Origin of the sequence: Massilia glaciei, from assembly GCF_003011895.2 — a bacterium.
Classification (GTDB): Bacteria; Pseudomonadota; Gammaproteobacteria; order Burkholderiales; family Burkholderiaceae_D; genus Telluria_A; species Telluria_A glaciei.
Window position 1 is genome coordinate 1 of sequence record NZ_PXWF02000130.1, and the last position, 4,563, is coordinate 4,563.

Below are 4,563 nucleotides of genomic sequence, written 5' to 3' on the forward strand. Positions count from 1 at the left end.
GCGACGGCGCGGCCGCGTGGCGCAGGTGCGCGCCGTCGGCGTCGCGCAGCAGCACGGCGGCCAGCCCGAACCCGCCCGACTGCTCCTCGGCGGTGCGCGCCAGCTCGGTGAGCACGGCGTCGAGCGGGGCGCCCGTGACCGCCAGCTCGAGCGCGCGCCGCTGCCCCTGCGCCAGCAGCTTGGCGCGGCGCCGCTCGCTCACGTCGACGCCCTGCACCAGCACCCCCGAGATGGCGCCGTCGGGGCCGCGCAGCGCCATGTAGGCGAAGTCGAGGAACAGTTGCTCGGAGCCGCGCCGGGCGTCGCTTTGCAGCCGCAGCTCGAGCGCCTTGCCCTGGTAGGCCTGGCCGCTGCGGTAAACCTCGTCGAGCAGTTCGACCACCCCCTGGCTGGCCAGCTCGGGCAGCGCGGCGCGCACCGGCTTGCCGATCAGCTCGCGTCCGCCGACCAGTTGCCGGTACAGCGCGTTGGCCATCTCGAACACGTGCTCGGGCCCGCGCAGCACGCACATGAAGGCGGGCGCTAGGTGGAATATCTGGCTCAGTTGGTCGTTGGCGGCTTGCAGTTGCTGTTGCAACTGCTGGTGCCCGGGGCGCGGCGGGCCGGCGCGCGCGCACGGGGGTTCGGCTTGTTGGTCGTCTTCGTTGGGCATTGGGGAACGTGATCAGGGTCAATCGCAAGTCCTTCGCAGGGCGTAGCCAATGTATGGCGGGCGCCGACGAAAGTCAAACGTGCGCGCGCCTTAAGCGACAACGGAACTTTGCCAGTTGCGCGCCGGTCAAACCGCTGCTTACAAAGTCAAGGAACAACCGCGTATGTCCGACCGCACCCTCGTCTCCGTCCATCCCGACTACGTCACCGCCGAGCTCTACCGCCTCATGGTCGAGGGCATCAAGGAGTGCGCCGTGTTTCTCATGGACGAGCACGGCGTCATCACGGTGTGGAACAAGGCGGCCGAGGAAATGAAGGGCTTCACGGCCGATGACGCCATCGGCAGCCCGATCGACATCCTTTACACGGACGAGGACCGCGCCAAGGGGCGGCCCCAGCACAACCTGTGCATGGCCGCCAAGGACGGCTTCTACAGCGAGGAGACCTAGCGCAGCGCAAGGACGGCAGCCTGTTCTGGGCCCACATCGCCCTGACCGCCCTGCACAACGAGGCCGGCGCGCTGCTCGGCTTTTCCAAAATCACGCTCGACCTGACCCGCCACCGCCAGCTCGAGGAGTGCAAGAAGGAAAAAGAGGAGATCGACTTCATCCTCAGCGCGGCCGAGTCCGGCACTTGGAAATGCCATTTCGAAAACGACCAGGTCGAGGTGTCGCACCACCTGCTCGCGCTGCTCGGCCAAAAAGGGCGCGACCCGAACTTCACCCTCGACGGCTGGCAGGCGCTGGTGCACGAGGACGACCGCGGCGCGGTCCGGCAGCGGCTGGAGCAGGCGCGCAGCCGGACCGACGGCGCGCCGTTCGAGCTCGAGCTGCGCCTGCTCGGCGCCAACGGCGCCAGCCGCTGGTTCTTCATGCGCGCCAACTGGCACTTCGACGCCGACGACAAGCCGCTCGTATTTATGGGCGTGTGCGTCGACATCGACAGCGTCAAGCAGGCCGAGGCGGAGCAGCAGCGCCTGTTCCGCAAGCTCGAGCAGGAACGGCTGCGCTTCGCCAACATCCTCGAGCAAATGCCGTCCGGAATCGTGCTCGCCGAGGCGCCGTCGGGCAAGCTGACGTACCAGAACCGCGCGGCCGAAGCCATGCTCGGGCGCGGCATCGGCGCCGTCAAGAGCTACCACGACTACGGCCTGTACCAGCTCTACGACGTCCACGGCGTGCGCATCAAGGCCGAGGACCTGCCGCTGGCGCGCACCCTGATCACCCAGGAGCGCAGCAACGACCAGGAACTTTCCTACAAGCGGCGCGACGGCAGCGAGGCCCACATCGCCGTCACCACCGCGCCCATCGACGACGACGACGGCGTGGTCCGGGTCGCCGTGGCGGCGGTGCACGACGTGAGCTCGCTCAAAAACGGCGGATTGTCGGCCGCGAGCGAGCGCGAGCGCGCCGAGGTCACGCTCGCGGCCGTCACCGACGGCGTGCTCGCGACCGACCGGCACGGCAAGGTCACGAGCGTCAACCCGGCCGCGCAGCGCCTGCTGGGCCTGTCCGAGGCCGAGGCGCTCGGGCGCCCGCTCGGCGAGGTCGTCCATTACGCCGAATCGGTCGGCGCGGCCAGCGTGTTCGGCGCCATCGGCCTGTGCCTCGAGCAGCGCCGCACCATCACCAACCTGCCGCACGCGACCCTCGTCGGGCGCGACGAGCAGCGCTACTCGGTCGAGAACGCGGTCGCGCCGGTGGTGCTCGCCGACGGCGAACTGATCGGCACGGTGCTGGTGCTGCACGACGTGACCGAATCGAAGCGCCTGCTGCGCCGGCTCGGCTTCGAGGCCAGCCACGACGCCCTCACCGGCCTGATCAACCGGCGCGAATTCGAGATCCGTCTGCTGCGCACCATCGAGCGCGCGCGCCACGCCGGCTCGGCCGACGCGGCGCTGCTCTACCTCGACCTAGACCAGTTCAAGATCGTCAACGACACCTGCGGCCACGCGGCCGGCGACGACCTGCTCAAGCAACTGGCGCAATCGTACGTCGAGCACGTGCGCGAGCGCGATACGCTCGCGCGCATCGGCGGCGACGAGTTCGCCCTCATCGTCGAGCATTGCACGCTCGACGAGGCGCTCGCCGTGGCCGACCAGATCCTCGACGCCACGCGCGGCTTCCGCTACAACTGCAAGGGGCGCGTGTTCCAGATCGGCGTGAGCATCGGCCTGACCCCGATCGACCTGGCCACGGCCAGCGTCGAGGACTCGCTGCGGCGCGCCGACCACGCCTGCTGCATCGCCAAGGAGCGCGGGCGCAACCAGGTGTACGTGCACCACCAGGGCGACCCCGATTTCGCCCAGCGCCGCAGCGACATGCACTGGGTCACGCGCCTGTCGCACGCGTTCCAGCACGACCGCCTGCTGCTGTACTGCCAGCCCATCATGGCGCTCTGCGACGCCAGTTCGGCGCTGCACTACGAGATATTGTTGCGCCTGAAGGACGGGCGCGGCGGACCGATCGCGCCGGGCACGTTCCTGCCGGCCGCCGAGCGCTACGACGTGATCCACAAAATCGACCTGTGGGTGCTGACCAAGACGCTCGAGTGGCTCGCTGGCCAGCCCGAGCACCTCAAAGAACTCGAGATGTGCAGCATCAACCTGTCGCGCCGCTCGCTGGCCGACCCCGGTTTCCACAAGGTGGCGGCGGGCATGGTCGACGGCTCGGGCGTGCCGGCGGACAAGCTGTGCTTCGAGATCACCGAGAACGGCGCGATCGCCGACATGAAGAAAACCATCGCCTTCATCGACACCCTGACCGCGCGCGGCTGCCGCTTCTCGCTCGACGACTTCGGCACCGGGATGACCTCGTTCTCCTACCTCCAGCAGTTGCCGGTCGACTTCATCAAAATCGACGGTTCCCTCATCCAGATGATGTCCTCGAGCGCGGTCGACTACGAGATGGTGCGCTTCGCCAACGACATCAGCGACATGATGGGCCGCAAAACAATCGCCGAGTACGTGACCGACCCGGCGATTTCGGCGAGCCTGACCGAGATCGGGGTCGATTTCGCGCAGGGGTATTGGGTCGGCAAACCGCGGCCTTTGCATGCGTGAGCGGCGACTATCGGCCCCACTGTGCAATGCCGGACACCAACTGCAAATTTGCAACCCAAAAACCACGAATCGCGGTCGTGTATTTTGTTCTGGGGTTACAACGGATTGAAGAAACGTAGCACTGAAAAGTAGTTCCCGAATGTATTTCGTCGGATGAAACCCGTGCATTCCGACCGAATGGAGATCGTTTCCTTGGTGCATTAAGCTAGGAAAAAAACAGATGACGCTGGCGAATAATCCACCTACCGCCCCCATCGGCCCGCCGATTGCAAACGATCGAGTGCCAACGACGGAAGCCGAACTGAACGCTGAAATCGCGCATCTGCGGCAGGTCACGTCCGAACGCGACGAATTACTGGCGCAAAATCAACTGCTGTGCGGGGTCAACGAGCAATTGGTGCTCACGACACTTGAGGCGCAGAGCCTGCGAGCCGAGGCCGAGGCCGCCAACCAGCGTCAGAACGAGTTCTTGGCGATGTTGGCGCACGAATTGCGCAACCCGCTCGCACCGATCAGCATGGCCGGTTCGCTGCTGGCCAAAATTCCCTCGCCGCCGGCCTCATTGGTGACCGTACAAAAAATCATCGAGCGCCAGGTCAGCCACCTTGGCCGGCTGCTCGACGATTTGCTCGACGCCGCACGCGTCAATAGCGGAAAAATCGCCTTGGTGCGCAGTCCGATCCTTTTGGCCGATCAGCTTGTAAGCGCCATGGAAACGATTCAATTGCGTTTGGCCGAGCGCAGGCAGCGCCTCGAACTGTATGTCCCCTCCAAGGACATCGCGCTCTACGGCGACCCGGTTCGCCTGGCGCAGGTGTTTTCGAACCTGCTCGTGAACGCATCCAAGTTCA

At 66.2% G+C, this 4,563-nt stretch carries 4 protein-coding genes; 3 read left to right on the forward strand and 1 reads right to left on the reverse strand.

Features of this window, described 5'->3' with window-relative positions:
- Positions 1–652: PAS domain-containing protein (locus C7C56_RS09635; protein ID WP_181373100.1), on the reverse strand; the 652-nt coding region annotated here is incomplete at its 3' end.
- Between the two features lie 163 nt (positions 653–815).
- Between C7C56_RS09635 and C7C56_RS09640 the strand changes: the two genes are divergently transcribed.
- The 3 genes from C7C56_RS09640 to C7C56_RS09650 form a co-directional block, all read left to right on the forward strand.
- Positions 816–1,100: a PAS domain-containing protein gene (locus tag C7C56_RS09640; protein WP_106757222.1), complete on the forward strand. Its 285-nt coding sequence runs from the start codon at positions 816–818 to the stop codon at positions 1,098–1,100.
- On the forward strand, positions 1,058–3,712 hold the full coding sequence (locus tag C7C56_RS09645; RefSeq protein ID WP_106757223.1) for a bifunctional diguanylate cyclase/phosphodiesterase: 2,655 nt from the start codon (positions 1,058–1,060) through the stop codon (positions 3,710–3,712). Before C7C56_RS09640 ends, C7C56_RS09645 begins: the two co-directional genes overlap by 43 nt.
- A 220-nt stretch (positions 3,713–3,932) precedes the next feature.
- The coding region (locus C7C56_RS09650) for a sensor histidine kinase (protein ID WP_146204379.1) at positions 3,933–4,563 on the forward strand (631 nt) is incomplete at its 3' end.

What these genes read in the sequence shown, in the direction of transcription:
- C7C56_RS09640 (WP_106757222.1), top strand. Translation starts at nt 816, where the DNA reads ATGTCCGACCGCACCCTCGTCTCCGTCCATCCCGACTACGTCACCGCC.